The sequence below is a fragment of the Bacillus tianshenii genome, from assembly GCA_020524525.2.
GTDB lineage: Bacteria > Bacillota > Bacilli > Bacillales > Bacillaceae_N > Bacillus_AV.
Genome location: CP129018.1, coordinates 1,651,617 through 1,675,624 on the forward strand (window position 1 = coordinate 1,651,617; position 24,008 = coordinate 1,675,624).

Annotated in this window: 25 protein-coding genes; 3 read left to right on the forward strand and 22 right to left on the reverse strand. The window is 39.1% G+C overall.

The features are described from left to right. Nucleotides 1–38 precede the first annotated feature (38 nt). The 9 genes from LC040_08320 to LC040_08360 all read right to left on the reverse strand — a co-directional run bounded on the left by LC040_08320 (nt 39) and on the right by LC040_08360 (nt 10,502). Nucleotides 39–596 (reverse strand): sulfurtransferase TusA family protein, encoded by a 558-nt coding sequence (locus tag LC040_08320; protein WLR52880.1) that lies wholly within the window; start codon nt 594–596, stop codon nt 39–41. Between the two features lie 22 nt (nt 597–618). Beyond that, nucleotides 619–1,098 (reverse strand): DsrE/DsrF/DrsH-like family protein, encoded by a 480-nt coding sequence (locus LC040_08325; protein ID WLR52881.1) that lies wholly within the window; start codon nt 1,096–1,098, stop codon nt 619–621. A gap of 208 nt (nt 1,099–1,306) precedes the next feature. Beyond that, the gene (locus tag LC040_08330) at nt 1,307–2,917 is read right to left on the reverse strand and encodes an MDR family MFS transporter (protein ID WLR52882.1); all 1,611 of its coding nucleotides are present in this window, start codon (nt 2,915–2,917) and stop codon (nt 1,307–1,309) included. Nucleotides 2,918–2,920: 3 nt separating this feature from the next. Then, a complete protein-coding gene (locus tag LC040_08335; GenBank protein ID WLR52883.1) occupies nt 2,921–3,352 on the reverse strand; it encodes a MarR family transcriptional regulator in 432 nt (143 codons plus the stop codon). 128 nt (nt 3,353–3,480) lie between these two features. Further along, complete coding sequence (locus LC040_08340; GenBank protein ID WLR52884.1) at nt 3,481–5,295, reverse strand: IucA/IucC family siderophore biosynthesis protein; 1,815 nt, start codon at nt 5,293–5,295, stop codon at nt 3,481–3,483. After that, on the reverse strand, nt 5,279–6,613 hold the full coding sequence (locus tag LC040_08345; protein WLR52885.1) for a lysine N(6)-hydroxylase/L-ornithine N(5)-oxygenase family protein: 1,335 nt from the start codon (nt 6,611–6,613) through the stop codon (nt 5,279–5,281). The genes LC040_08340 and LC040_08345 overlap by 17 nt, the downstream gene beginning before the upstream one ends. Then, nucleotides 6,591–7,187, reverse strand: a complete 597-nt coding sequence (locus tag LC040_08350; protein WLR52886.1) for a GNAT family N-acetyltransferase — start codon at nt 7,185–7,187, stop codon at nt 6,591–6,593. The genes LC040_08345 and LC040_08350 overlap by 23 nt, the downstream gene beginning before the upstream one ends. Beyond that, nucleotides 7,177–8,973: an IucA/IucC family siderophore biosynthesis protein gene (locus LC040_08355; protein WLR52887.1), complete on the reverse strand. Its 1,797-nt coding sequence runs from the start codon at nt 8,971–8,973 to the stop codon at nt 7,177–7,179. The genes LC040_08350 and LC040_08355 overlap by 11 nt, the downstream gene beginning before the upstream one ends. A 2-nt stretch (nt 8,974–8,975) precedes the next feature. Beyond that, nucleotides 8,976–10,502 carry an aspartate aminotransferase family protein gene (locus LC040_08360; protein WLR52888.1) on the reverse strand — a complete coding sequence of 509 codons (1,527 nt, stop codon included), beginning with the start codon at nt 10,500–10,502 and terminating at the stop codon, nt 8,976–8,978. Between the two features lie 468 nt (nt 10,503–10,970). Here LC040_08360 and LC040_08365 point away from each other — a divergent pair, with 468 nt between their 5' ends. Continuing rightward, nucleotides 10,971–11,432 (forward strand): hypothetical protein, encoded by a 462-nt coding sequence (locus tag LC040_08365; protein ID WLR52889.1) that lies wholly within the window; start codon nt 10,971–10,973, stop codon nt 11,430–11,432. Between the two features lie 45 nt (nt 11,433–11,477). Here LC040_08365 and LC040_08370 read toward each other — a convergent pair whose 3' ends face one another. The 4 genes from LC040_08370 to LC040_08385 form a co-directional block, all read right to left on the reverse strand. Continuing rightward, nucleotides 11,478–12,605, reverse strand: a complete 1,128-nt coding sequence (locus LC040_08370; GenBank protein ID WLR52890.1) for a diguanylate cyclase — start codon at nt 12,603–12,605, stop codon at nt 11,478–11,480. A gap of 146 nt (nt 12,606–12,751) precedes the next feature. Then, on the reverse strand, nt 12,752–13,927 hold the full coding sequence (locus LC040_08375; protein WLR52891.1) for a cation:proton antiporter: 1,176 nt from the start codon (nt 13,925–13,927) through the stop codon (nt 12,752–12,754). Between the two features lie 101 nt (nt 13,928–14,028). Next, the gene (locus tag LC040_08380; GenBank protein WLR52892.1) at nt 14,029–14,835 is read right to left on the reverse strand and encodes a VLRF1 family aeRF1-type release factor; all 807 of its coding nucleotides are present in this window, start codon (nt 14,833–14,835) and stop codon (nt 14,029–14,031) included. 161 nt (nt 14,836–14,996) lie between these two features. Next, entirely contained in the window at nt 14,997–15,845 is an 849-nt protein-coding gene (locus LC040_08385) for a GDSL-type esterase/lipase family protein (GenBank protein ID WLR52893.1), read from the reverse strand. Nucleotides 15,846–16,079: 234 nt separating this feature from the next. Here LC040_08385 and LC040_08390 point away from each other — a divergent pair, with 234 nt between their 5' ends. Further along, complete coding sequence (locus tag LC040_08390) at nt 16,080–16,418, forward strand: hypothetical protein (GenBank protein WLR52894.1); 339 nt, start codon at nt 16,080–16,082, stop codon at nt 16,416–16,418. A 228-nt stretch (nt 16,419–16,646) separates the two neighbouring features. Here LC040_08390 and LC040_08395 read toward each other — a convergent pair whose 3' ends face one another. The 3 genes from LC040_08395 to LC040_08405 form a co-directional block, all read right to left on the reverse strand. Further along, complete coding sequence (locus LC040_08395; protein ID WLR52895.1) at nt 16,647–17,123, reverse strand: RidA family protein; 477 nt, start codon at nt 17,121–17,123, stop codon at nt 16,647–16,649. 29 nt (nt 17,124–17,152) lie between these two features. Next, complete coding sequence (locus tag LC040_08400; protein WLR52896.1) at nt 17,153–17,413, reverse strand: hypothetical protein; 261 nt, start codon at nt 17,411–17,413, stop codon at nt 17,153–17,155. 241 nt (nt 17,414–17,654) lie between these two features. Continuing rightward, the gene (locus tag LC040_08405) at nt 17,655–18,005 is read right to left on the reverse strand and encodes a 2Fe-2S iron-sulfur cluster-binding protein (GenBank protein WLR52897.1); all 351 of its coding nucleotides are present in this window, start codon (nt 18,003–18,005) and stop codon (nt 17,655–17,657) included. Between the two features lie 208 nt (nt 18,006–18,213). Here LC040_08405 and LC040_08410 point away from each other — a divergent pair, with 208 nt between their 5' ends. Continuing rightward, nucleotides 18,214–19,017 (forward strand): aspartate dehydrogenase, encoded by an 804-nt coding sequence (locus LC040_08410; GenBank protein ID WLR52898.1) that lies wholly within the window; start codon nt 18,214–18,216, stop codon nt 19,015–19,017. A gap of 29 nt (nt 19,018–19,046) precedes the next feature. On the opposite strand, the gene LC040_08415 is transcribed toward LC040_08410, so the two are convergent. From LC040_08415 to LC040_08440, 6 genes are all read right to left on the reverse strand, one after another. Continuing rightward, nucleotides 19,047–19,733, reverse strand: coding sequence for a GntR family transcriptional regulator (locus tag LC040_08415; protein ID WLR52899.1), 687 nt, complete (start codon nt 19,731–19,733; stop codon nt 19,047–19,049). A 180-nt stretch (nt 19,734–19,913) separates the two neighbouring features. Beyond that, nucleotides 19,914–20,444: a chromate transporter gene (locus tag LC040_08420; protein WLR52900.1), complete on the reverse strand. Its 531-nt coding sequence runs from the start codon at nt 20,442–20,444 to the stop codon at nt 19,914–19,916. Continuing rightward, nucleotides 20,441–21,037 (reverse strand): chromate transporter, encoded by a 597-nt coding sequence (locus LC040_08425; GenBank protein ID WLR52901.1) that lies wholly within the window; start codon nt 21,035–21,037, stop codon nt 20,441–20,443. The genes LC040_08420 and LC040_08425 overlap by 4 nt, the downstream gene beginning before the upstream one ends. Before the next feature lie 105 nt (nt 21,038–21,142). Beyond that, nucleotides 21,143–21,622, reverse strand: coding sequence for a heme-binding protein (locus LC040_08430; protein WLR52902.1), 480 nt, complete (start codon nt 21,620–21,622; stop codon nt 21,143–21,145). A 50-nt stretch (nt 21,623–21,672) separates the two neighbouring features. After that, nucleotides 21,673–23,142 (reverse strand): aldehyde dehydrogenase family protein, encoded by a 1,470-nt coding sequence (locus tag LC040_08435; GenBank protein ID WLR52903.1) that lies wholly within the window; start codon nt 23,140–23,142, stop codon nt 21,673–21,675. Between the two features lie 96 nt (nt 23,143–23,238). After that, on the reverse strand, nt 23,239–23,967 hold the full coding sequence (locus LC040_08440) for an iron-containing redox enzyme family protein (GenBank protein WLR52904.1): 729 nt from the start codon (nt 23,965–23,967) through the stop codon (nt 23,239–23,241). Nucleotides 23,968–24,008 lie beyond the last annotated feature (41 nt).

Genomic DNA, 24,008 nt, shown 5'->3' on the forward strand with positions numbered 1-24,008 from the left:
ACCCCCTTGCGTATTTTGTAAAGCAAAATTTTTTCAGTTTATGCGTCTTTGTTCACGTCTCCGGCCCACTCCTTCATCCCAGGAACAACGTTGAAGACATTTTCAAAGCCCATTTCTGTCAGCTTTTGCGCAGCTAAGTCACTGCGAGTACCTGTTCGGCAAATAATATACGTTTCTTTGCTTTTATCTAACTTTTGATCAGCCGTGTCAATTTCATCAAGTGGAACAGAAACTGCGTTTGGAATGTGACCGAATGCATATTCTGCAGGCTCACGAACATCAACAACTTGAACGTCACCATTCAGCTTTGCCTTTAAGCCTTCTAAGTCAACAACATGCGGGTGCTGTGTTTCTGCATCTTCACTTTCACTTGCTTTGCGAAGGTAATGCTTTAATACATCTCCTTCTTCAACTGTTCCTAAATATTGATGACCAGTACGGTCGGCCCAAGCTTTAATATCTGCTTTTGAACCTTTATCAGTTGCAAGAACCTCAAGAACTTGCCCTTCTTCTAACTCACCCATTGCTTTTTTTGTTTTTACAATTGGCATTGGACAAGCAAGACCTTTTGCATCTAGTGTTTGATTTGTTTTCATTATGAAAATCCTCCTTCATATATTAGATAAATAGGTTTACATTGCCGTCAGAAGCATCGCCTAAATACGCAGCAACACCTGCATATTCAATGCCATCCATCATTTCTTCTTGTTGAAGACCTAACAGGTCAACAGTCATTTGACAAGCAACAAGCTTAATATCTTGTTCTTTTGCCATGTCAATTAAATCTGGAAGCGGCATGGAATTATGTTTTTTCATAATATGCTTAATCATTTTTGGACCCATGCCTGCATAGTTCATTTTTGAAAGGCCCATTTTATCAGCACCGCGCGGCATCATTTTGCCGAACAGTTTTTCTAGGAAACCTTTCTTCACAGGAATGTGTTCCCCTTTACGGAGTGCATTTAAACCCCAGAAGGTATGAAAAATTGTAACTTCATGATCATAGGCTGCTGCACCATTTGCAATAATGTATGCGGCCATTGCTTTATCGTATTCACCACTGAAAAGGACGATCGTTGTTTTCTTTTTCTCAGTCAATTCAGTGACCCCCTTTTAAATTTTTTATTTATTACGGTTACCTCTATGGGTATATTATAAACTTTTTTAAAAGATGTCAAGCGTTTTTATTTTTTTTTAAAAATGTGTGTCGCTCAACATCACGATTCTTATTCTATACCCTACAAGGTATATTGTCAACATGTAATATAAAAAAAACTGCTGGGCATCCAATATGCCGCAGCAGCAGTTATTTAGAGCTTGCGATTTGCTTTTTTTGCTCGTCTTGCGTTATTTCAGATTCTGATTGATTGGTAAGTCGAAGTGGAATTTCTTTTAAGAAAAGCGTTAAAATAAACGCAATGCCTAAAATGATTGTCCCAAATATGAAGCTTCCGCTAAGAGCCGTACTTAATGCCTCGCGCATCGTTTGGAGCAGTTGATTAAACATCGGCAATGACTCAGCAGGTAGTGATTGCTGCAATTCAGCAAGCTTCTGTTGATCCATTAACACTTGAGGATCACCAATTTTCTCTATACCCCCTGCGGCTTGCAGTCCGCCTTCAGGAAGATCACCTGACATATTCGTCATCTGCCGCTGCATTAATACATTCATAACTGCACCCATAATTGAAACACCAATCGTTCCGCCGGCTTGTCGAAAGAACTGTGCGGATGAGGTTGAAACACCTAAGTAACGGTGATCAACAGCATTTTGCACCGTAAGAGTAAAAATTGGAAAGCTAAGCCCTAGCCCTAAACCGACAAGCATTAAGCTTAACACTGCCCGGATTACAGAAGAATCCATTGTCATGAATGCCATTGATAACATACCACATGCCATAATTAGTAAGCCCGCTAAAGCGAAAATTTTATATTTCCCTGTTTTCGTAACAAGCTGACCACCACCTGTACTTGTCAGCACCATACTAAGTGTCATAAACATCATAACAAAACCGGTCTTTGTGGCACTGACGCTCATAACGCCCTGCAAGAAAAATGGCATATACATAACAGCACCAAACATTCCCATACCGATCATAAAACCAGCGACATTCGAAATCGTAAAAATACTATTTTTAAATAGATGAAGCGGAATAATCGCATTTTTCGCCCGCTTTTCAATGAAAATAAATAAGCCTAGTGCGAAAGCTGACCAAACAAATAACCCGATAATGACCGGTGAACCCCATTCAAACAGATTACCTGCCCACGAAAAGGCAAGTAAAAGTGGTCCGATCGTAAGTGCAATAGTAATAGCTCCGAGAAAGTCTACCCCTTTCTCGCCTTCACCTTTAATATGTGGGAATAATTTCATAATCATCCCGAATGCTACAAATCCAAACGGTAAAAACACCCAAAAAACCCAATGCCAGTCGAAATGATCAACAATATACCCACCAAGCGTTGGACCAAATACGCTTGCAAGACCGAAAACCGAACTAAGTAATCCTTGCCAGCGGCCGCGTTCACGCGGAGGGAATAAATCGCCGATCGCTGCAAATGAAGTCGACATAATCATTCCCGCTCCAAATCCTTGCAGTCCACGATATAAAATAAGTTGAATAATATTCACACTCGTACCACATAGTAATGAACCGATTGTGAAGATACCGATCCCTATCAATATAAATGGCTTACGTCCGTACGTATCCGAAAGCTTCCCAACTAATAACGCCGTTAAGCTTGTTGTCAGCATATAAATGGTAAATACCCAGCTAAAGTAACTCATTCCGCCAATATCAGCAACAATCACAGGTAACGCTGTACCTACAATCGTTTGATTTAGAGCCGCAAATAACATCGCTGACATAATCGCAGTCATAATGATCACTTTCTGCCGTTGTTCTAAATGTTCCAACCGTTATTCCTCCTTTTCTTGTTGTTTGATTTTCCTGAAGACTGTAAGGGTATGTTGAATTTCATCATCTGTTAGCACATCGAAAAGATTGTACATATAGCGAAGGCGCTTCTCTTCCATTACTGCAAACAGAGCCTTTCCTTCTTCTGTAATTTCAAGCTCCACAACACGGCGGTCTTTTTCAGAACGTTCTCGTTTTACATAGCTTTTTTCTACTAATTTATCGGTTACTGATGTTGCATGGCTGTTTGATACTTGAAATGCTTTTGCTAAGTCTGAGACTCGCTGCCTCCCACATTGCAGCTGCCGTAGAAAAATAAATTCACTGCTTGTGAAATTCTCTCCAAACAGGTCATTCACATCTTTTTTTAACTTCCGGAACATCATCCGAAATTCTTGCTCTAATTCATAGATCATTTCTTCTCTTTTATCCACTAGAAAACATCTCCCTACCCGATCTATTATACTTCATTAATATTAAACCAAGTTAACTATTAATGCAATTAAGAATAATTTTGCCTTGAATGATAAAAAGCTGACGCCATAAGACGTCAGCTTCTACATTAGACAGATGTTTTTTCAGTTTTTGCAACTATAGCAATTGGATTAGAGACACAGCCGAATTCTGAAGCATGAGGACGGTCATCGCCATCTTCATAGCCGTAATCAATCATACGGTTGCGGTTAAGACACAGCTTTGTGAAGGTTGGACGTAATAAGTCAAACAACTCAAATCGGTCTTTAAGATTAGGGAATTGCTCTTGGTAAGCTACAATCGTTTCGCGGAGCTTTAACCAAAATTGTGCTTCATCATATTCACTATGACGATGTAAGATATCTGCTAAATAGCGGAAGTGACAAACAAATAGCCCTGTGAAAATAAACTGACACAGCCCTTCAGGTTCTTCACTTCGCAGCACATTTTTTAATTCATTTGGCACTGCGTTTAATTCTGGTAAAGGCTCGCCACTAATATTGACATCATCCACAAAATCTTTCATCGCTAGTCTGTGCGGCTTGTTATCTTTTAAGATTAGTACTGTGTTTTGGCCATGCGGTGAAAACACTGTACCATATTGATAGAAATAATGAAGGAGCGGTGGCAGGACAACATTGAAAAGCTTTGTTATCCACTCATCGATTGTTAAGCCTGATTGTTCAATTAATGAATGCACAAATGGCTTCTCTTCATCATCTATATATAATAAGGAAGCAAGTGTGATCGCCTCTTCTCCTTCATCAAGAAAGGAGTAAATACTTTCACGCCAAATGCAGCCAAGCATCTCTAAATATTGATAAGGAGCACCAGTTAAATTTGCATAGTAAGGATGGTCAACATTCATACTTGCCACTTCACCCGGAAGAATTAATCTGCATTCCTCTCGCAAGAAGTCATCCTGCTCTTTTATTCCTTGGATAAATTCTGTAATTAGCGGTGCCACAACGGTGCGTTCACTAGGAAGCCCACGATATACAAGCGTGTTTAATATGCTTATCGGCAGCTTCACATGGTGCTTGTTCTTGTCATTTCGATTTACAAACGTTCGTATTGACTGCTGTGGCAAGTAGCTATCTTCTCCTTCTCCGAGCGGAACAATCAACTTATTTGCAAGCTGCTCTGGAAAGTACTGAACGATGACATTTTCCCACTGCCATTCGTGGATTGGCATAAAGAAATACTCGTCTGTTTCTAAGCCTGCGTTTGTTAACTCATTTTGAAAATGGTGATACACGTTTCCCCCGATTTCTTCCTTTATAAAGGATTTTCGCTCAACTGCCGAAACGGAATGAAATGTAGCAATTGATTGGTGAACCGCTAACCATTGCAGCTTCACTTCCTTCTTATGTTCAGGCGCATAAGAAAGATAATCGTCATAATTAAAGCCGATTCTGCCTTTGTTATATGTAATCCACGGATGACCATCCATTTCCCCTTCTAATTCTCCATAATCCATGCCGACTAATTCATCAGCACGTTTCTTTTGACGGTCTAAATGAAGGTCTGCGAGCAATGTCTGGTTATATTCTTTTATTAGATGACCTGTCGTTTCTGATGTCATACCAATGGTTGTCTGAATATCTAAGATAAATTGAATTGCATTTTTCGCTTCTTTCCATTCTCCTTGGTTAAAGCGTTGAATCGATTGCTCATCGACAAAGAAGCTGTCCATAAGACGTGGTTGCGCTTCAAATTGATAGGAAACACCACTTTTTAAGTCAAGCTGATAAACGTTCGAATTGTTTTTTTCTTCAATAACTGTTGGCTGAAGCATATCTTCATACATAAACTCACGAATCATTTTTGTTAGTAACTGCTGATTTACTTTCTCCCAGCGTTGCTGTGTTAACGTGTCTTTTACATTATGAATATGTTTCATTTCGTACCGCTCCTTTTGCTCCAAAGTGTTGAAAGACATTCTGCTCTCGAATCGGGTAGATGTCACGGCCTGTTAATGCACGAATAATTGTTGCATTTCGGTGTGCACCAAGCCCTAAGTCAGGCGCTCCAACGCCATGGGTATGCATATCTGCGTTTTGTACAAAAATGTGATTACCCGTTACTTTCGTTAACTCGATCGTATAGTTTTGTTTCACAATGTATCGATTTTGTTCATCGTATTGAATATGTGATGATAATTCTGATAAAAACTGTGGAAGCCTCTGTTCGTACCCTGTCGCAGCCACAACAACTTCGCTTTCATGGATAAATTCGCTACCCTGTTCATACTGCGTGCAATGTAAATGGCATCTGCCTTCACTTGCTTCAATATCCGTAACCTCTGTTTTTGCTTGCAAATGAACAGGCATCTCTACATTTCCAACCGACTGCTCATATAGTACATCATAAATATCAGCAATCGTTTCAGCACTGATTCCTTTATATAACAGCCCTTGCTTTGGCAGTAATTCATCCTTCTTTGCTTGTGGCAGTTGATAAAAATAGTTCGTATAATCAGGTGAAAAATGTTCCAAACCGAGTTTCGAGTATTCCATCGGAAAGAAACCGTCAGAGCGTGTAAACCAATTCAGCTCATACCCATATGTAGGACGTTCATGTAATAGCTCAAGAAAGACTTCCGCAGCGCTTTGTCCTGAACCAATGACGGTGATCGAATCAGCTTGTCTGCATTGTTCCCTTCGATACAAAAACTCGGCAGAATGAAAAACATTTTCACTTGCATGCTTTTCAAAGCACGAAGGAAGAGAAGGTGACGTTCCAACGCCTAATACAAGATGTCTCGCATAGTAATAATTGATATCTGCGTTGTCTACATCTTTCACTTCTACTTCGTAATAACCCCCTTCACCGTCTTTCTTCCATTGAATAGAGGTAACTTGCATACCAAACTGACAGCTCGAAAGTTTCTCTGTCACCCACCGGCAATAATCATTGTATTCCCTGCGCGGAATATGGAACCGTTCTAAAAAGTAAAACTTATATAACCGCCCATGCTCATGTAAATAATTTAAGTAGCTAAAACGATTTGTCGGGTCTGCCATTGTAACTAAATCAGCGAAAAACGGAACTTGAAGTGTTGTTCCCTCTATTAACAAGCCAGGATGCCAATTGAATTCTGTTTTCTGTTCAAAAAACAGTGCATCAACTTCTTCAATATCTTCCGTTAATGCAGCGAGCCCAAGATTAAAAGGACCAACCCCGACCCCTATCACATCAACAATGTTCAAATGCTTCACTGTCACTCCACCTTTCGAAAAAACGTTCCCGCTCGCAAAACATAAGAAGCGCTTGTTTATCTGGTAATTCAATTTCTTTTATTCGTTTAAACCCACATTTCTCAAAGACATGAATCATTTTCTCATTTCGGATATCTGGTTCCGCGACGACTCTCTTTGTTTGCGAAGATTGAAATTGAAAGGCTATCATTTCTCGTAACAACGGAAGAGCGTACCCTTTTCCAATAGATTCACTCGGTCCAATTAACAGGTGCACGCCTTGGTCGAACGCATCTGGCTCGTAATACTTGCCAACAATGTCATCCTGTACCCAGTACGCCTCCCAATAACTCATTGGGACACCGTCCAGATAACCGATATATAGCGTATGATGACGGTCAGCTAACAATTTTTTCAAGTGGGCTTGATAGTCTGAAAACGAAAAGTTTTGCTGCCAAAATGGAATAACATGTGCTTCATGATGCCACTGATGAAGCCGCTTCACATCTTTTTCAAATTCTACTGAGCGAAATGCAACTTCTTGATTGAGGTCACGTGCAAACACGCAATAATCAACATGCTGTTCATTGCTCACTTCCGACCAACTCCTTTTTGTACAACGGATTTTGCACGTGCACGTATACGGATTGTGTTTCTAATGAACCAACGAGCTCATCCATATCATGAAAGCGGGTTAGAAGATTTGCTTTGCATGGAAGCACTTGTTCATGAAGCAGTGTTCTAATAAGTGTAGACGCAGAACTAGCCGGCACTACCGTATGTTCTAACCTTTCACGCAAGCACTCCAATAGGCGCTCCTCTTCAATTAATCCCCCTGCTCCAAAGGCATTCATGAGACCAAACAAGTGATTATAAAAGAAATAATAGCGTAAGCGTTCATCAGCGATAGCATCTGAACAAACGGTATTGCTTTCAGCACTTATGCCTGGAAGAATAGCGTTGAGACTTTCATGTTTTGACTCGCAGAAATAATAGCCTTGATTATCACGGTAATAGAAATGCTCTGGGTAACCGCCGCGCAGTTGAATGACACTATTCTGCTGATGTGCTTCAACTGCAATTCCATATGTAAAATAAAGCCATAAGATCGGATTTAGTGTTTTATCTAAATAACTGTTAAACCAAGCGAGTGAAACGTCCTCTGTGGAACGATTCTCTTCAATTGCAAGCTGTTTAATAATCTCAACTAAACGAGAGGTACGACCGTCGATTGAATCTTGACAAAGCGCTGCTACAGGTGTTGCATTTAGCCCGCTATTCGCTTTAAATGGGTTCTCTCTTACAATGACTTCAAAGCCTGATTCCTTTTCACCATTTACCGAAACTGTTGCATAAGCCGGATCGCAAATGACTTGGAAATTTGGATAACGCTTGTTAAGCTCTGTTCCAATTTCGCCTCGCATCAATTCCTTCACTTCAATACCACGCTTACATTCCATATATTTATTTGCACGGACAGAGTTTGTAATTTTTACATTCAATGAGAACTTCAGCATGTATTCAGCCTCAGGGTGGTAAACCGTTCTTAATGAAGACGTCGGAAAATATGCTCGGCCGAATTGACCTAAAGATTCGATTAATCCATTTTCAATAAAAGCAGTAATTTTCGGATTTCGTTGCACATATTCTGCTTGCCAAGGATGCAGTGGTAAGATCGTATACTCATCATCCTGACAATACGTCTTCTTAAATGCGTCAGAAATAGATGGGTCACGCTTAATTTCTTCCATTAGAAGTGCTGTTGTGGACTGTGACAAAGCTGAACCCTCGTCAATAATGGACTGATGAATTCTGAAATAATGCAGCTGAAAACGTCCTTTTAATTCTGGCGAGTACGAAGCAGCGTCCCACTCTGCAATACCCTGCCTACTCTTTGGGGTCGGGTGCATCAAATGACCAAAAATTAGTGACTGCTCGGCATCAATAAAATTCAAATCCATTCCATATAACTCGTCAGCTTCATTCAGTCGTTGACTTACATAAGATTCAATGTTTTGACAACTTAAAATAACTCGAAGCATCAGTTCATCCTCATTCGCATCATCTCTGCCATATACAAGTTGCAGCTCTCGCATAATAAAATTTACGACCATCAAGTAATCTAGCTCAATCAACTTTTCTTCAGCATTTTCATAATAAATCGGAAATGAAAATAAGTGACGTCCTGTTTCAGAGAGGTAGCGAAGCGGCAAATGTAGCACAATTCCTTGATGTTCAAGCTTCTTTTCTATCACCATTTCACAACTGTAAACATCATTGCCTTCAACTTCTCTTAATGTATAATCTCCGCACTCCCGTAAATAACAATTTAAAAAACTTTGCATCGTAGCTCGCTCTGCAATTTGCTTTGCATTCATCATTTTCACTCCTTTGAAAATTGTTCACCAAGCTCTTTAATATGCTGTATGATGTTTTGTAATTCCTCAAAGCTTGTTCGAGGGTTAAGCAAGGTTAGTTTTAAACACACTTCCCCATTCACACGGGTTCTAGCAACCACTGCTTTCCCTTGCTCCCACAAAGTTGTACGGATCTTTTGATTAATGTCATCTCTTACTCTTTGTTTGTCAGGTTGCGGATTGTAACGAAAGACAATCGTTGTTAATTCCGGCTCATGCAAAACTTCCAAAAACGGCTCATCCTTCATCACTGCAGCTGTTTGCTTTGTTAATGAACACAAATAGGTTATGAGTTGATTAAATGTCTGTTGACCGAGTACTTGCAGGGAAACAAACAGCTTAAGCGCATCAAAACGTCGAGTCGTTTGCACTGATTTCGTGACAAGATTCGGAATACCGCCTTCCTCATCACCTTCTGGATTTAAATAATCTGCATTACGCTTTAATAATTGAAAATGCTGTTTATCGCGGATAAGAAACGCGCCACAACTAATTGGCTGGAAAAACATTTTATGAAAATCAACTGTAATTGAATCAGCCTCGGCAATCCCGTTAAGCTTGCCAGATTCATCGGTTAATTGAAGCGCTCCACCATAAGCTGCATCGACGTGAAACCACAAATCATGCTTTTTGGCCTGAGCTCCTAGCTCGTTAAGCGGATCAATACTTCCGAAATCTGTTGTACCTGCTGTAGCCACTAATGCAATTGGCTGCAAGCCTTCTTTATACAACCTTGCTATTTTTTGTTCGAGATCCTCAACAGACATCCGATGCTGCTCATCTACATCAACAGTGACAACTGCCTGCTCTCCTAACCCAAGCAGGTATGCTGATTGACGAACTGTAAAGTGGGCATCTTCAGAACAAAGAATCCTTATTTTATCTGCTTCAGGCGGTAAACCATACTGCAGTACATTCCAATTATGCTGTTGATAGTAGTGATCACGCGCAAGCAACAATCCCATGAAATTTGATTGGGTCCCCCCGCTTGTAAATACACCATCCGCTGACTCTTGATGAAAAAACAATTCACAAAGCCATTGAACCATTTGTTGCTCTAACAAAGTTGCTGCTCCGCTTTGGTCCCATGAATCCATTGATTGATTCATACAACCGATTAATAATTCAGTTGCTGCTGCTGCGCTTAATGGCGGGCAGTGCAGATGTGCTGCGCAAGCTGGATTTGTAACAACAACGCTATTTTTCACAAGGACCTGGCTAATTTGCTCAAAAACCGTTTCTAGGTTCATTCCGTTATTAGGCAATACATGCTTAAAATGCATTTTCAATTGCTCTGCAACAGCCTCAGGCGGTAACCCGCTATACGGTTTGTCATTTAAAGCAAAGTCTTGCTCTAGTACGTTCTGTACGTGTTGTACTGCTTGTTTAAAATGCAAGCTGCTCTCTCGGCTATTATGTAAAAATAAATGCTTATTCTTTAGGTATAACTGGTCATAAATTGGTGGTTGTTCGGTTATAACCGCTTGTCTCATCGTTTCTTAGCCCCCTAACATAATTGAAAATGATTATCATCAAATCACAAAAAAATAAAGCTTTCAAATGATTATCATTATCATTTGAAATTAAAAAAATTTATTGTATGCAAATTCTTCATAGATGCAAATGAGAATCAATATCACCTTTCCACGCTTCACATGTTAATAAAAGTGATAATCATTGTCAATTAAACTCGGAATAAATCAGTCGATCTTCCCAGCGTTCTCTTACTTTCTAATTTGCTTCTTTCCCTACAGAAACCAAGGACTCAGCTGACCTCACTAAAGCTTTGCTTCGGACTGGATAAAACCGTCATTTGAGGCATTTTTCCTAAACCCAACTAGTTTTAATAGAACCAAATCGAACTCTGTGAAGTCTAAATGAACGTTTTCAATGCAATCTAACGTTTATTTATAGTATTATAGATATTGGCTTTCGAAACCTATTGGAGAAAGGCTGATTGAATGTTTCGTATATTATTCGTCTATTTACTTTCAGCAGTCCTGTTATTTCCGCTTACGACAGCTGCTAATGAAAATGTCATAAGTGAAAAGAAAAGTGGCGATTATTACTATCGCGTAACAAAAGTAAATGAAGGCACATATAAGTGGAACGTCCAAACAGGAGATACGAGTTTAGAGCTAGAAAAAAATAAAGAAAACGTAAGCACCCTTGAAGGCTTTCGTAATACCGTCAACGAGATTGCACGTCATAAATTTAAAATCATTCTGTATTCTGTCTATCTCGTCTTAACACTTGCGGTGGCGCTTTATACAGCAATTAAACTGAAGCCAAAATCTAAATTTGTACATATCATCATTCTAGGTATTTGTATTTACGCCGTATACGAAATTACCCAAAATAGCTTTGACTTAGCAAATGAAATCCAAAAAGCTAACTTTTTAATGCAATCATTAAACCAATAAAAAAAGGTAAAGTGGTGAACGAGATGTTCATACACTCTACCTTTTTTATACGTTTACTAATTCTTCTTCATTGACATGTGATAGATAAACTTGGTTGCGGCCTTTTTCTTTGGCACAATATAAGGCTTCATCAGCTTGTTGGATAAATTTATTAGGGTACTTTTCCCACGTTGGAATAATTGTAGCGACCCCTATGCTAACTGTTACATATGGACTAACACTTGACAAACGGTTTGGAATTTGGAGGGCTTCAATTGAACGTCGAATCGTTTCAGCAATTTCGTAAGCTTGAGAAGCATCTAACTCAGGCAATAATACTACAAATTCTTCCCCGCCATAGCGAAACACCATATCTTTTGGCATTTTAAGCTCTTGATCAGCTGCACGTGCAACCTTTCGTAAACATTCATCCCCTGCGAGATGACCGTACGTATCATTATATTGCTTGAAAAAATCAACATCAAAAAGAAGTAAGGAAAGTGGTCTCTTCATGAAAAGAGCCTGTTCCCATTCTTGAAGAAAAGTTTCCTCATAATATCTGCGATTTGGAACATTTGTCAATGCATCAATTAATGCCATATGTTGAAGCTTTTCTTTCTCAACAGTGTATTCCGTAATATCGTGAGCTACACCAAGCAAATGTGTACACCTGCCACTCGGATCAAAGATCGGTACAAGTGTTGTTTCCACCATCGTTTGTTTATCGTCAATCGTTAGTTTTTCTTTATATTTCATCGGTTTTCTTTTCTCAATGGTGCTTTGATAATGTTCTTTCATGAAGTCTGCTTCTTTTTCAGCTAAAAATTCTTCTGGCCGCTTTCCGATCACTTGTCCTTCAGTCAACCCTGTCAGCTTCAAATAAGATTCGTTGACACTAAGACACCGAAAGTCTTCCATACTTCTCACTTCCATTAAAAAAACGAGGTCATTGATCTTATCTAACATCATCAAGAGCTGGTCATTTTGTGAAAAAATACGGTATAGAAATTTTCCACCTGCATAATAAACCATCGGTACTCCAATGATTACAAGAAGTGCAGCATCTACTACATTTTTTATGGCAGTAGGAAGAGAAATGCTAGATAAAAAGTGCATAATCACAAATTCTAATATAGCTAGACCAAGAATATTTATTGCGATTACCAACAGAACTTTTATTTGTGTTCGTTTCACGTAAATCTTCCTTTTTCATATCTTCTACAAAAGTGATCAATCTATCTAGATAATCATACCATTTTTTTCTTTTAGAATGAAAGAAGTCTACTTATATTGAAACAGAATCGACATAAATTGACAAGCGTAGCTAAGTGGCGAGTAGTTCACTGATTTCCTTTCATTTTTGCAAATAAGACAGGTGAGATTAAGCATGTAAGAATGGAAACGAGAATAATTGCTCCATTCACTTCACTTGTAATGACATCCATTTCCATTGCAACAGCTGACGCTGCAATAACGAGACTTAATTTCGCTGAAATTAAAATACCTGAGCTCAACACATCATGCCAAGAAAACCATTTCCTTAAAATAAGACTTGGGATGAGTTTCGCCGCATACATGGCAATCAGCAAGGCTGGAATGAATACAAGTGTTCTTGGAGTTTGAACAAGGCTCCATAGATCCATCTCTACTCCAATCATAATAAAGAAAATTGGAATCAGAAATCCGTAACCAAAGGAGTCTAACTGTTCAACAAACTCCTCTTTCGGTCCTAACAAGGAAACAATAAGTCCTGCTAAGAAAGCCCCTAAAATACTTTCTACTCCTAATGATTCAGATAACACTACAAAAAAGAGAATCAGCAAAAAGACAGCACGTGTTCCAATTTGCGTCGTCCCTTTTAGTAAAACGTGAAAAAACTTATTGTCTGCCCAGCGATTCATTAAACGGTAAACAATAAATACGCAGGCAAATAATAAGAAGATTAGCAAGATTGTTCCATGTTCTTCTTCCTTCATTGCTACGTAAAAAGCTAGCAAGATCATTGTCATAAAATCCGCTAGTACGGTAACTAATAAAATCGTTTGTCCTAAATCCGTGTCCAACATTTTTCTTTCTTTTAAGACCGGCACAACGACACCTAAAGAAACGGTCGATATAATCAATGTCATTAAATATGGTGCTTGAATCATACCTGCTAGTTTTAACAGAAGTGATAGTCCAAACGAAATAACAAGAATAAGGACAAAGATTAACACTGCGACAAATAATGGATTAAAAGAGACTTTCTTTTCTTCTTTCTTATCCCCTAAAAAATAACTAAAATCAATTTCTAAACCGCTTAAAAACATTAAATAAATAAATCCCAGCATGGATAAGAGTTCTAGCCACTGGTCTTCCACGACAAGATTAAAACCGCTATTACCTATTAAAATACCTACAATAATTTCTGCGACGACGACTGGAATGAATTTTAATTTAAACTTTTCCAAAATCACCGGTACAAGAAAAGCAGCGATTGTGACAATCAGTAATGATTCTAATGAGTTTGCATGCATTCCTCTACCTCTCAACTATGTATATTTGCCCTTACAAAACGACTGACGCCTATTATATACCATAATTGAAAATGAAAAAAGCAGGGCGACCCCTGCTTTTTTTATGAAGCCATTACTTCTTCGATCACTTTCGTTTCCTCGTGACCTAGTAAGTTCTTATTAATTACATTTGTCACTTGCTTATTCATATTGTTTTCTAAGTCTTTCGCTTCTTCCTTATCCCCAACAATATAAATGCGTTCCCAGTCGTTGTCTTTTGCCATTTTATCTACTAACGTCGCAAGTGTTTTATACCAACGCTGACGATTCGCTTCGAAGCGCTCTTTAAATTGATCACGCTGTGTACTCTTTCCGCCAGAACCCATTGATGGGTCGGCACGATGAGGACCTGTTGCTTGACGCCAATCTTCTGTATCAAGATCAAGCTCTAGATGACGCGTATCTAATAAAGCACCAAGCTCTGTCTTTAGAATTTTAATTTCATCTTGCTGCGTCAACACAATTCCTGTTCTTGGGAATGTCTCCTGCATTTCTTTTAACTGATCAAGATGTGGTGAATCCTCCCAATGGAACTCTGTTTTAACGGGCATTTGAAGGATTTGTGCAAACCATACAGAATCATCACCCGATGCAAATAAGACGACACTTTTTTTCAAATTCTTCTCGTTTTCATGCATGAATTCTTCTACTTTTTCACGCACATTTCTATAGGAGCGTTTCTCGTCTTTGTCATCGTCTTCTTTCATATAATTTTCAAAGCTTTTTAAGCCATTTTTTAAATGTATCTTCCATTCACCACCCTGTTGGTCTGGGTCAGAAGGGTCGGTATTTAAATAAATTGATAACACACGATTAGGCTTTTGTTGTTGAATGTTTTCTAGCTTTTTAATTTCTTTATTCATATCCATTATAATCGACACCCCTGTTTAATTGTTTTATGATCTTACCTTTACTAGATGTCTTTCCTGTATGTAGAAATTTAAAACATAAGAATTATTTCTAAAATGAGGAAAAATCGCAAAGACGTTACTTAAAAAACCGCCAAGCAATTGCTTGGCGGCTCTTCCGCTTACTCACTATTCCTCAAATACTCTTTTACTAGTTCTTTAATCATTTCTGCCCCACGTGCATTTTGATGAATATGGTCAGTAGTCAGCAGTAAGCCTCTATGTTCTGAGACTTCATTCCACTCTTTAAACAACAAATAATGCTTCATTGCAGATTGATAAATATTTTTTGCTCCGTAATGAAATGAATCTGTTGGGTTAGGCCGGTGCTTCTTATAGAAGTCCATTTGTTTTTCATGAAGCGGCAAATACTCGATATCTTGTTCATACGCCACTTCTTGTACAATCTCTTTGTACTGTTTTGATAGTTTATATGGGATTGAGCCGATATCTTCTGTTAATACAGGAGGTGACATAACCGCAACCTCAGCATCCGTCTTTTCTTTCAATCGTTCCACAATCGTTGTTAACTGCTGTTCATACCATTCTGGCGTCGGCTCTTTTGGGAGATCTTTTGCTTTTTTCGTCGCTTTTTTTATTTTAGGAGTCGTTGTACCGAGAATATCATTTGTTCCAACTAATAGGATAACCGTATCTGGTTTTGCTTGGATAACCTGGTCAAGTCTTTGATTCACATGATAGGCAAGATCACCACCATGGCCAGCATTCACAAACGTATACTCTTTATCAGGATATGCCTTATTTAAGTCATCCACATAATCATAGCTAATCGTTCCTTCTGTAATACTATCACCTAATAAAACAACCGTTTTTTCATTTGGATTATGAGCGGTTTGAAGGTAATCTTTCATACTATTGCTTGGAGTTGTGACTTGCTTATAAAAATAAAAAGCAGTCAGTCCCGCCAATAACAAAATGACAATAAGACTAATCATAATCTTCTTCCACATAATAAGGTGTCCCCTTCTCATTACACTAATTCTATTGGTCATATTAACTTTCACACATTGTAGTATATTGTTCGAATCTGAGCCGGTTGTTGTGTAATGAATCCTTGCAAAAAGTATGAATCTGTCTATTATTATTTTCCCTTTTATTATAATAATTTCTATATTTTTGTTTAGCACTACTTATATAGTGGTAGAAATGCTATAGAAAACAATACAAGAAAGGGGATTTTTTAAATGAAAAAGAAAAATTTACTATTATCTCTAGCACTTGGTACTGGGTTGGTACTTGCCGGCTGTGGAAACGATGAAGAACCTGTCGAAGAAGATATTGATATTGAAGAAAATGAAGAGCAGCCAGCTGAAAATGAAGAAGATGTTATTATCGATGAGGAAGAAGAGCAACCAGCTGAAAATGATATCGATATTGAAGAAAACAATGAAGAGAACAATGACATGGATGAGAACAGTGATATGGGCGAAAACACTGAAGAGCCTAGCACTGATAGTGGGGATAACTCACAAGATAGTTCTGACACAGAGGAGCCTGCTACTGACGAAGAAACAACGCAATAATATCACTTTCATTAAGAAAGACGCCACTTTAAGGCGTCTTTCTTAATGCTTATCTCTCAAAAATAATCGTTTTCCACTCGTTCGTTTGACGCTGCTCCACTGCTGTAAAACCTTCTTTTTCAAACCTTTCTCTTACGTGATGTGCATTCCATTCGACAAGGTGCCCCCATTATATAACAAATATCACTGATCAAAAAATACCCCACTAACTTTATAGTGGAGTATTTCCTATGTTTTCAGCAAAACTACCATTTCTGTTTCAACTGCCGCATTTCCAGGGAGTGATTGCACTCCGACTGCACATCTGGCATGCTGTCCATCATCGCCAAACAGTTGCAGTAATAAATCAGAAGAACCATTAATAACCGTAGGGATTTGCGAAAAATGTTCGTCACAGCTGACATAACCAGTTACTTTAATAATCTTATGAATACGTTCAAATCCACCTAAGTACGCTTTGATAATCGCCAAATGGTTAAGTGTTGTAATCTGAGCAGCTTTATATGCTTCTTCAATTGTAACGTTTGACCCTACATGGCCTTGGTAATGAAGTTGTCCATCCCATTTACATGTAACGCCACTTAAGTAGAGAGTGTTCCCGACATGATTGATCAGTCGATAATTTCCTGAAGCCTTAGGCGGATTGGGCAACGTTAAACCTAACGCGTGCAGTGAGGCATCAATGTCTCTTTGTATTGTTTTCATCGCGATCATCCCCAGTATGTTATTCTCTTTCACGTTAAGGACGTTTGCAAAAACACGTGCTGTTCTTCCTTCGATAAGACGATGCAGTGACCGAGACGATTAAGAACAGCTGAATGTCTTTTACCTTTTATAAATGCTAACCTTCCATATACAACGACACAAATATCTCCACTTTTTAAAAGCTCTTTCATTGCCAGCTTACTGCTTTTTGTTTGCTCTTCATTAAAGAAATCAATTTGATTCATATCTATATACGAAATGGATGTTCCTTTGCTAAAATAGTGCGACATCGGCTTCTTTCTCCTTATGCTCACCAAACTTTTTACTTTTCAACGACGTTCTTTCATGTGTGTAGTACATATTAACCGTGGCTCTTTCATGACAGAATGCGCACGTTAAACCTGTCGGTGCTTTCCGAATATGTGGCACATCCAATAATGTTAGAGCCATTTTGATATGTTTTTTACATACCCACATATTTACCACCCTTTTCATAAAATGTAAGCGCTTAAAACTTGGCATACAACCATTTTACTTATTAGATGACGTTGCGTGCTTTAACTTATCAGGCTTACGCTTCTTCACTTGCTTTGTCACTTCTTCATCCCATGACACGGTTACTTCTCCTTCATTAATAAACGTTTGACAGCCTAACCGATATCCTTTTTCAAGCCACTCTTCTCCTAATTTGCGGCGTTCTTGTGTTTTTAAATCATCCAAGTTCTCTGCTCCGTCTTCAATCTTCATTACACATGATCCACAGATTCCTCCACCGCAGCGGTTTGGTAAGTCACCCTCATACCGCAACGACATGCGAAGAATATTCGAATTATCTGGTACTTCCATTTCTTTTCCACTTGTTTTGTAATATACCTTTGCCATTTGAACCCCTCCTGTTTTGTCTTCTTGGTATACAATATACCACATTAAAAATATTCTGACAATATAATTGTCGCAAATATTCTAATTTTTTTACTATTTTTATAGAGTTAAGCATGTAAAGCTTGACTATCACCCTTCTTCGCTTCATAATTTAGGTATACCAAATACAATTCTGAAAATTCATTAGATTAGGAGAGGACGTGTTTCAATGTTGAAAGTTGGACTGATTGGCTTCGGTGCAATTGGACAAGATGTTGCCCATTACATTAATAACAATGTAGCAGGTGATGTCATACTAGCAGGAATTCTTGTACGCAACAAAGATAAATATGAAAAGCCAAATAAGGAATGTGTCGTTTGTGATAAGGAGGAAGACTTCTTTGCCCTTGGCTTAGATGTGGTGGTAGAAAGTGCTGGCCACCAAGCTGTATATGAATATGGTGTAAAATCATTGGAGGCAGGCTGTGATTTTATTACTGTATCTGTTGGTGCTTTCTCTGATGCGGATTTACTCGAAGAGGTGGAGCACGCTGCTCGTGCCTCTAAGAAACAATTGATTCTACCATCTGCTGCGATTGCCGGCTTAGACCGCATTGCTTCATCTGTTTTTAATGAAATAGATGAGATAAAGCTTGTGACTCGCAAGCCGATCCAAGCATGGCGAGGAACAATTGCTGAAGAAATTGTGAATCTTGATGAAATACAAGGAAAAACATTGATCTATGAAGGCACTGCACGTGAATCTGCTAAAATGTTCCCAGAGAGTACGAATGTATCAGCAGCCTTAAGCATGGCAGGTATCGGCTTTGATGAAACAAAAGTTCAAGTCTTTGCTGACCCGACTGTTCGTAATAATACGCATCAAATTATCGCAAAAGGCTATTTTGGCGAAGTAAAATTTGACGTACAAAATACTCCTTCTGCAGCTAACCCTAAGTCAGGTTATATCGTAGCGATGAGCATTTGCAAGGTTCTTAAAAACTTAACATCCCCAATCGTTGTCGGGATCTAAAAAAAACAGGCTATGGAAGCCTGTTTTTTTTAATTCTCTTTTTCTTTTAACTTTTCAATTGATTTAATATAAGCTTTCTTCGAATTTTCAATATGAATCTTCGTTAAATATTCAGCTAATTCAACCTCTTTATTCCGCAAAGCTTTCATAATCTCCAAATGTTCCATCAGTGACTCTTCTTTCCGCCCTGGTGTTTCGTATCCCATATTAGCGGACATTTGAATATAGTCAATCAATCCAGAAAGAATGCCATAAAGCTTTGGACTTTTCGCTGCCTTATAAAGAATTACATTCATATCAATATGCGTACTTTCAAAGTTTCCATTAGGCTGTTCCTTCAACTTCTCAAGCTCTGCAATTTTCTTATCAAGCTCAAATTGTGTGGCTTCATCCATTCGTTGTGCAGCCAGCTTAGCTGCAAGCACTTCTAACGAGGATAGAATCGTGAATACTTCAATAACCTCTTCAGCAGAGATGTTCGCCACGACAACACCTTTACGCGGGACCGTCTTCACAAACCCTTGTGATTCTAATCGAAATAATGCCTCTCGAATCGGAGTACGGCTGATATTTAATTGATTGGCAAGCTCTCTTTCAATAAGGCGATCACCTGGTTTATAATTGCCTTCTAGAATAAGTGATTTTAAATACCGGTAAGCCCGTTCACGAATCGATAAAAGGTCATCAGCGATCCATTTTCCTTCTGCTTTCTCCAAACCCTTCACCTTCTTTGTTAATAATCGCTGGTGTACAATATACAAATCTTTTGTCTACTCTTATACTATTAAAGATTGAAAGAAAATTCAAACATTAAATGTGACGAAAAAAGAAAAACGGCCAATAAAGAAAACATTTTGGCCGCTGAATGTTCAATTGTATTTTCAAAAGCGCTCTTTCTATGATAAAAAAACTCCTCCATAGAACAATGCGCCAAGAATGACAAATGCGGGATGAATCTTCACTTTGTTCATCGCCAAAAAGCCTAACACGGTTAAAATAGCTAAATGCACAATGCCGCTGTCTTCATACGCAGTAATAAAAAATTGGTATGCTAACACACCTAAAAGAATTGCAATCACTGGCTGTACTGATTTTGTCATTAATGAAACTTGAGGGGCGTTTTTGAACACGGTTATAAATTTATAGAGAATAATAACAGCAATTGCAGATGGAAGAATCGTTGCTAATAGTGCAATAACCGCGCCTAAAACGCCTCCCAATTGAAACCCGATAAAGCCAGCCATTTTTGTTGCAATTGGACCTGGCAAGACATTTGCGATCGCCAGCAGGTCACTGAATTCCCCTAACGTCATCCAGCCATAATGATTCACAACTTCATTTTGCACAAGCGGAATTGTCGATGGTCCCCCGCCATAACCTAATAAATTTGAAATGAAAAATGCTAAAAAGATATCCCAATAAATCATACGCTCTCTCTCTTTCTTTTCATGTTCGTATCCTCAACAGGCTCGTTCTTTTTCTTTTGGTACGACGCAATCGCAAAAGCAGAACCGAGCACAACAGCAATCAATATACCAGGATGAATCTTCAAAAGCTCAAGAACGACAAACGAAACGCCAGCAAGCATTAGCATTTTCGACATGCCGAGCCCTTTTTTTGCTTTATCGATAAATTTATAGGCCATCCCGGCGAGCATAATCCCGATAATCGGCATCACCCCCGTTACCATCCCACTGACAATTGGGGAATTCCGATAAGAATACAATAAACCGAGCAGTGAAACCATGCCGATAAGCGAAGGAATAATATGAGAGAGAATGGCGATAACCGCCCCCCATGCGCCGCTTACTTTATATCCGATATAGGCTGCCATTTTCGTTGCAATTGGACCTGGCAATGTATTCGCCAATGCAAGCGTCTCGCCAAACTCGTCCTCGGTCATCCAACCGTATTTTTTTACGGCTTCATATTCAATTAAAGGGATTGTCGCAGGTCCTCCGCCATAACCAGTCACCCCTGTTCGCGCAAAGCCAATTACTAACTGCATGTACTTATTCATTCAGATACGCCTCTTTCATCCTTTAATCGTCTAAGACGAAATAGATAATAAATGGGGGAACGTATTCTATCCATTGGATAAATAGCTCCCCTCGTTTGTGACCTTTTATTTTTTAATATCTGCTTCAGTAATGACCTCAAAGCCATCCTTTTGAAGATGTTGTTGCAGTGCTTTAAGTGCAGCTGTTCCAACAGCTGTATCTTGTTCACCATTTCCACCGCTGATTCCGATTCCACCAACAACTTCACCATTTACAACAATTGGAAACCCACCTACAAAGACCGCAAATTTGCCTGGAATCATAAGTTGAATGCCAAATGCCTCATTTCCTGGCAGGACAGGTCCATTCGGTTCTTTATTGAACAAGTGTGTAGAACGACGGTGACCTGCAGCAGTATATGCTTTTGCAATCGCAATTTCAGCGCCTGTAATACGTGCACCATTCATCCGTTCAAGTGCAATGACATTTCCGCCGTCATCACTTACACAAATCGTTTCACATACATTGATTTCAGTCGATTTCTTCTTCGCTTCCTCTATCATTAACTTCGCTTCTTCTAATTCTAGTTTATAGACTTGCTTCACGTTCTACTCCCCCTATTATAAGTTCTATTATTGCAAATCACTAGCATTTCTTAGTAACCAACATAGACTGTTTTTACTTGTGTGAAAAACTCAAGCCCAGCTCTGCCAGACTCTCTAAATGTAGAGGTACTGGACATCTTCACGCCGCCAAAAGGTGCATTAATTAAGTTTCCAGTTGTTGTACGATTCACTTTCACCGTTCCTGCTTGACTTTCTTTCGTAAACTGATGTGCCAGCTTAATGTTATTTGTAACAATTGATGCTGATAAGCCATATTCCACGTCATTTGCGACTTGAACCGCTTCTTCATAGCTGTCCACTTCAATTACCGCTACAACAGGTCCAAAGATTTCTTCCTGAGCAATTCGCATAGATGGGTTCACGTCTGTAAAAATTGCCGGCTCAACAAAATAGCCATTATCATAGGAGTCACCTGTTAATTGATTTCCTCCATAGACAAGCTTTGCACCTTCATCTTTACCGATTTGGACGTAGTTTAAGACATTGTTTAACTGCTTTTCGTTCGCTAATGGTCCAAGGATAACGCCTTCTTCAAAGCCATCACCGATTTTTAGTGCCTTTGTTTTTTCAACTAGCGCTTGAACGTATTTGTCTTTCACTTCTTTCATGACAATTACACGGCTTGTTCCTGTGCACGCTTGACCTGTTAAGGAAAAACCACCATTAATTGTTAAGGTAGCTGCTTGTTCAACATCTGCATCATCCATGACAACAAGCGGATTTTTTCCACCTAGTTCCATCTGTGTTCTCGTTGTGAGCGATGTTGCTTGATCAATTGCTTTACCTGCTCCAGTTGAACCCGTAAATGTTACCGCACGAATTGCTGGGTGTGTGACAAGAGAATGACCAATTTGTGAAGAGCTCCCAGTTACAAAGTTTAGTACGCCTTCAGGCAAGCCTGCTTCATGAAGCGCTTCAACTAAACGGTAAGCAATTAAAGGTGTCTCAGAGGAAGGCTTGAAGATGACTGTATTTCCTGTGATTAATGCAGGAGCAATCTTTCGTGCGGGAATCGAAATTGGGAAATTCCATGGCGTAATAACAGAGATAACACCGAGTGGTTCCCGCAATGTTGAAACAGTCATATTTGGGTCATCTTGTGGGAAAGTTTCACCTGTGAAGCTTTGACCCTCGACTGCATAATAACGAAGCGTTTGCGCAGACCGTAACACTTCCTTCTTACTAGCACCAATAATTTTTCCTTCTTCCCGCGTCAATTCCTCAGCAAGCTGTTCAACACGCTCTTCTAATATCGATGCTGCTTTATTTAAAATAGCTGCTCTCTTTGAAGGAGCTGTTTTCACCCATGCTGGAAAAGCATTGCTTGCTGATTCAATGGCTGCCTGCACATCTTCTTCAGTTGAAGCTTGAAAGATACCGACAACCTCTTTTTTATTGGCTGGATTAACGCTTTCAAATGTTTGATTACTGACGGAGTCTGTAAATTTTCCCCCAATATAATTTTTAAATGTTTCTACTTTTGTCGTTAACAAAATCATCACCCTTTCCTTGTTACGCACATATCGTTGTTGGAATAAAGGAGGCAGCTTTCTTCAAGTAAGAAAACTGCCATATTATTCTGAACATTATCATTCTTACGATTGAACAAGTTGTCCAAGATCTTCTTCTAAATATTCTCTCCACAGTCCGTCCATGTACATCCGACGCATTTTAGCACCTACACGAACAATCTCTAGGCAGCGCTGTTGAAGCTCTGGGGTATCTGCATGGTCAAGAACGATTTTGTAACCACGCTCACCGTGAATTTCATCTGATACGATGTGTAAGTCAAAGAATTCAATTTCTTCATCTGTAAAACCATATTTCTCACGAAGTGCAGGTGTTTGTTTACGATAGATATCTGGAACTTGGGATTCAAGCCCAACAACTAGCGCAGCAGTTGCTACAACGAAATTTTCTCTTGCTGCGACTGCGTAACACCAGCTTTGCAGTCCTAGTGTTGTTGGTGCCATATTTGCTTTGTCTGTAACACGCTCACGAGTTGTGCCACACGCTTCAGCAAAGCGGATAAGTAAGTCTGTATGACGGTCAGCCGCAATTTCTTCTTCATACATATTTTGAAGTGTAAAATCTTTTGCATCTTCATATTGTGGTAGGTCTGGAGTGTTGTGATAAATATAAGCTAAGTAGTCTGCGAACGGGCCAACGTAGTGGTAGTGGTTTTCAGCCCATTTAGCAAAGTGCTTTCTTTCAAGCTTTCCTTCTGACCAAGCTACAGTAAACGGTGCCTTCTGGCTATGATTTCCTTTAATCGCTTCTTCCAATTGTTTTCTGAATTCATCTTTCGGTAGTAATGCAGTCATTCTCAAATTCCTCCTTTTTTTCTTTACACATTTTTCATAAT